Source organism: Klebsiella sp. MS 92-3, from assembly GCF_000195655.1.
GTDB lineage: Bacteria > Pseudomonadota > Gammaproteobacteria > Enterobacterales > Enterobacteriaceae > Klebsiella > Klebsiella pneumoniae.
Genome location: NZ_GL882757.1, coordinates 1 through 4,374 on the forward strand (window position 1 = coordinate 1; position 4,374 = coordinate 4,374).

General features: G+C 53.4%; 2 protein-coding genes. One reads left to right on the forward strand and one right to left on the reverse strand.

Annotation, left to right across the window (positions count from 1 at the left end; all coding sequences use genetic code 11):
* Positions 1-261: 261 nt before the first annotated feature.
* Positions 262-3,054, reverse strand: a complete 2,793-nt coding sequence (polA, locus tag HMPREF9538_RS21705) for a DNA polymerase I (protein WP_009484251.1) — start codon at positions 3,052-3,054, stop codon at positions 262-264.
* Positions 3,055-3,450: 396 nt separating this feature from the next.
* Here polA and HMPREF9538_RS21700 point away from each other — a divergent pair, with 396 nt between their 5' ends.
* Complete coding sequence (locus HMPREF9538_RS21700) at positions 3,451-4,344, forward strand: acyltransferase (protein WP_009484252.1); 894 nt, start codon at positions 3,451-3,453, stop codon at positions 4,342-4,344.
* Positions 4,345-4,374 lie beyond the last annotated feature (30 nt).

Below are 4,374 nucleotides of genomic sequence, written 5' to 3' on the forward strand. Positions count from 1 at the left end.
GATGGCGCACAAACTGGGTTCCCAGTTCCAGATGCCGCGCTAAAATATTCAGCCAAATCCGATTACGTGAAGTAAAAGGTCTGAAAGATAGAACATCTTACCTCTGTACCCTACGCGAATAACTTTACTCTTCTTTCGCTCACGGATAAAGCATTTTTTGTAGTTTTTTTTCACTATTTACATAGCAAATTCAAATGATCCTCACAAAACTCTATAAGTTATGTTGCTTACTTACAGAAAATCGCGTTGCGCTTTGTATACTTAGTGCGCTTGATCCCAGTTTTCGCCGCTGCCCACTTCCACCAGCAACGGTACCGCCAGCGTAGTGCTGTTCTCCATCAGTTCGTGGATCTTTTTCGATACGGCATCGAGCTCATCCTTATGCACTTCAAAGACCAGTTCATCGTGAACCTGCATGATCATCCGCACGCGAGGTTTCTCGCTCCGCAGCCATTCATCAACGGCAATCATCGCCCGCTTGATAATATCCGCAGCCGTCCCCTGCATCGGGGCGTTAATCGCCGCACGCTCCGCGCCGGCACGACGAGCGCCATTGCTGGACTTGATATCCGGCAAATAGAGTCGACGGCCATCCAGCGTTTCAACATACCCTTGCTCCTTCGCCTGTGCGCGGGTGCGCTCCATATACTCCAGGACGCCCGGATAACGTTCGAAATAAAGATCCATGTACTTCTGCGCTTCTTTACGCGGGATGTTCAGCTGGCGGGCCAGGCCAAAGGCGCTCATGCCGTAGATCAGACCGAAGTTGATGGCTTTCGCACTGCGCCGCTGTTCGCTGCTGACGCTGTCCAGCGGTAAGCCAAATACTTCAGCCGCCGTCGCCCGGTGAATATCCTTCCCTTCCGCGAAGGCGGTCAGCAGGCCTTTATCCCGCGACAGGTGCGCCATAATGCGCAGCTCGATTTGCGAGTAGTCCGCCGAGACAATGACGTAATCTTCCGGCGCGATAAACGCCTGGCGAATACGGCGCCCTTCTTCGTTACGCACCGGAATGTTTTGCAGGTTTGGATCGGTAGACGACAAACGGCCGGTGGCGGTGACCGCCTGATGATAGGAGGTATGCACGCGGCCCGTTTTGGGGTTAATCATCAGCGGCAGCTTATCGGTATAGGTCGACTTCAGCTTCGCCAGCCCACGATACTCCAGAATCACTTTCGGCAACGGATAATCGAGCGCCAGCTCTTCCAGCACCTCTTCAGAGGTGGACGGCGCACCGCCCGGCGTCTTCTTCAGCGGCTTGATACCCTGTTTTTCAAACAGGATCGTTTGCAGCTGTTTGGTGGAGGAGAGATTAAACGCTTCCCCGGCGATCTCATGTGCCCGCTGCTCCAGCTCAACCAGGCGCTGGGCAATTTCCTGCGAGTGCGCATGCAGCACGGCGGGGTCGATTTTAACGCCGTTGCGCTCAACGCGAGACAGCACCGGCACCAGCGGCATTTCAATATGCTGGAAGATATTCAGCGGGCCTTCATGCTGCTGTAGCTTCGGCCACATCTTCAGATGCAGCTGGAGCGTAACGTCGGCATCTTCCGCCGCGTAGCGACCAGCCTCTTCCAGCGCAATCTGATTAAAGGTGAGCTGATTCTTACCCTTGCCAGCGATCTCTTCGAAGGTAATGGTTTTATGTTTCAGCCAGCGGTCGGAAAGACTGTCCATATCGTGGCGGCCCGCCACGCTGTCGAGAATGTAAGACTCGAGCATGGTATCGAACGCAATCCCGCGCAGCTCAATGTCGTAATTAGCCAAAATGCCGCGATCGTATTTGAGATTTTGCCCGACCTTGAGCACCTTCTCATCCTCCAGCAGCGGTTTAAGCAGCGTCAGCACGCGCTCGCGCGGGATCTGATCCGGCGCATCAAGGTAATCATGCGCTACCGGGACATAGGCGGCCACGCCCGGCTCAACAGCGAATGAAAGACCAACCATGTTGGCGGAGATGTTATCCAGGCTGTCGGTTTCCGTATCAAAGGCAAAGAGCGGCGCCTGCTTCAGCTTATCGATCCAGGTGAGCAGCGTAGCCTCATCAAGGATAGTGACATAATGCTCTGCTGAAAGTGCAGTAGCGGCTTCAACCTCTTCTTCCGCTTCTGCCGCTGCTGCAGGCACTGCAGGTTTCGCAGCCGGTTTGCCCCCCTTAGCCTGCAGCCATTTTCCGGCCTCAACGTCGGTAGTCCAGCGCTTAAACTCATACTGTCTGAACAGCGCCAGCAGATCGTCTGCCGCCGGCGGCTGCACCTGCAGCTCTTCGCAGGTGAGCTCCAGCTCGACGTCGGTTTTGATGGTCGCCAGCTGATAAGAGAGATAAGCCACGTCCTTGTTCTGCTCGAGCTTCGCCGCCATCGTTTTCGCGCCGCGGAAGCTCAGTTCAGCGATCTTCTCCGGTTCCGCATACAGCGTATCAAGGCCGCCGAGGCCTTGCAGCAGCGCCTGAGCGGTCTTTTCGCCCACGCCCGGCACGCCGGGAATGTTATCCGAGGAGTCGCCCATCAGCGCCAGGAAATCAATAATCAGCTCCGGCGGGACGCCGTACTTAGTAACCACCTCATCCGGTCCGAGGATAGTGTTGGTCATGGTATTGATCAGGGTGATGCCCGGCGTCACCAGCTGGGCCATGTCTTTATCACCGGTGCTGATCAGGACTGGGCGACCTGCCCTTTCCGCTTCCCGCGCCAGGGTGCCAATCACATCGTCAGCTTCGACGCCCGGGACTGCCATCAGCGGCAGCCCCATCGCTTTCACCATCTTATGCAACGGCTCAATCTGCGCGCGCAGATCGTCCGGCATCGGCGGGCGGTGAGATTTGTAATGCTCGAACAATTCATCACGGAAGGTTTTCCCTTTCGCATCAAAGACCACGACGGCATGAGTCGGTTGATACTGCAGTATCAAACTGCGCAGCATATTCAGTACGCCGTACATAGCCCCGGTGGGCTCCCCTGCGCTGTTAGTCAGCGGCGGAAACGCATGATACGCCCGATAAAGATAGGAGGAGCCGTCAACGAGGATGAGAGGGTTTTCTGGGATCTGAACCATAATTTCCGTGCCTGTTTATCAGATTATGGATAAAGGATGCCACAGACGGGCATGAAATCCTGAATTTTTCCCGCAATTCGCGGAAAAGATTCAACGATCGTCGCGATCGCGCGACAACTTAGCTTGTGGATAACTTTGTGTATAGTTTTACAACGTCAGCTTATCCGCCCCTGAAAATAAATGAATAAATAGTATTATTTGCTATTTATCAACCACTTAAAAACAGATCAACGATCCTGGCATTAATTTGATGACCTAATCTTCCATGTGGATAGAAGATCCTTGTTTTTTTCTGTTCTGGTAAGACCCGTCATTTGCCGCGTTTTCTGGTAAAATCAGCCTCTTGCGCAGCTTAAAGGCGCTCTTTGTCAGCCTAACTTTCTGAATAAACTAACTATGTCGAGATTACTCGCTGCGATAACACTTCCGCTGAGTATCGCCTTAACCATCTTAGTCACCATTATCTGCTCTGTACCGATCATCGTCGCCGGGCTGATTAAACTGCTGGTCCCCATTCCAGCGGTATGGCGCTCTATATCCGTTTTTTGCAATTTTATGATGTACTGCTGGTGCGAAGGGCTGGCGCTGCTGTTGCATCTCAATCCCTGGCTAAAATGGGACGTCCAGGGTCTGGAAGGCCTGAACAAAAAGAACTGGTATCTGCTGATCAGCAACCACCACAGCTGGGCAGACATCGTGGTGCTGTGCGTGCTGTTCCGCAAGCATATTCCGATGAATAAGTACTTCCTTAAACAACAGCTGGCGTGGGTACCCTTCATTGGCCTCGCCTGCTGGGCGCTGGATATGCCTTTTATGCGCCGCTACTCGCGCAGCTATCTTATTCGTCACCCGGAGCGCCGCGGTAAAGATGTCGAAACCACCCGCCGTTCGTGTGAAAAATTTCGCGCGCATCCGACGACTATCGTCAATTTTGTGGAAGGCTCGCGTTTTACCGAAGAAAAAAAGCGCGAAACGCGCTCTCCTTACCACAACCTGTTACCGCCGAAAGCCGCTGGTATCGCCATGGCGCTCAACGTACTCGGTTCGCAGTTCGATAAACTGCTGAACGTCACGCTGTGCTACCCGGATAATCATACAAGACCATTTTACGATATGTTAAGCGGCCGCCTGACGCGCATCGTGGTCCGTATCAATCTGGTCCCTATTGGCGAAGAGCTGCACGGCGATTACGTTAACGATAAGAACTTTAAGCGCAGCTTCCAGCGCTGGCTGAATGGCCTATGGGAAGAGAAAGACCGTCAGTTGACTGACATCATGAGGGACAAATAGCGGTAGCTATTGCAAAACAGATAAAGTAAC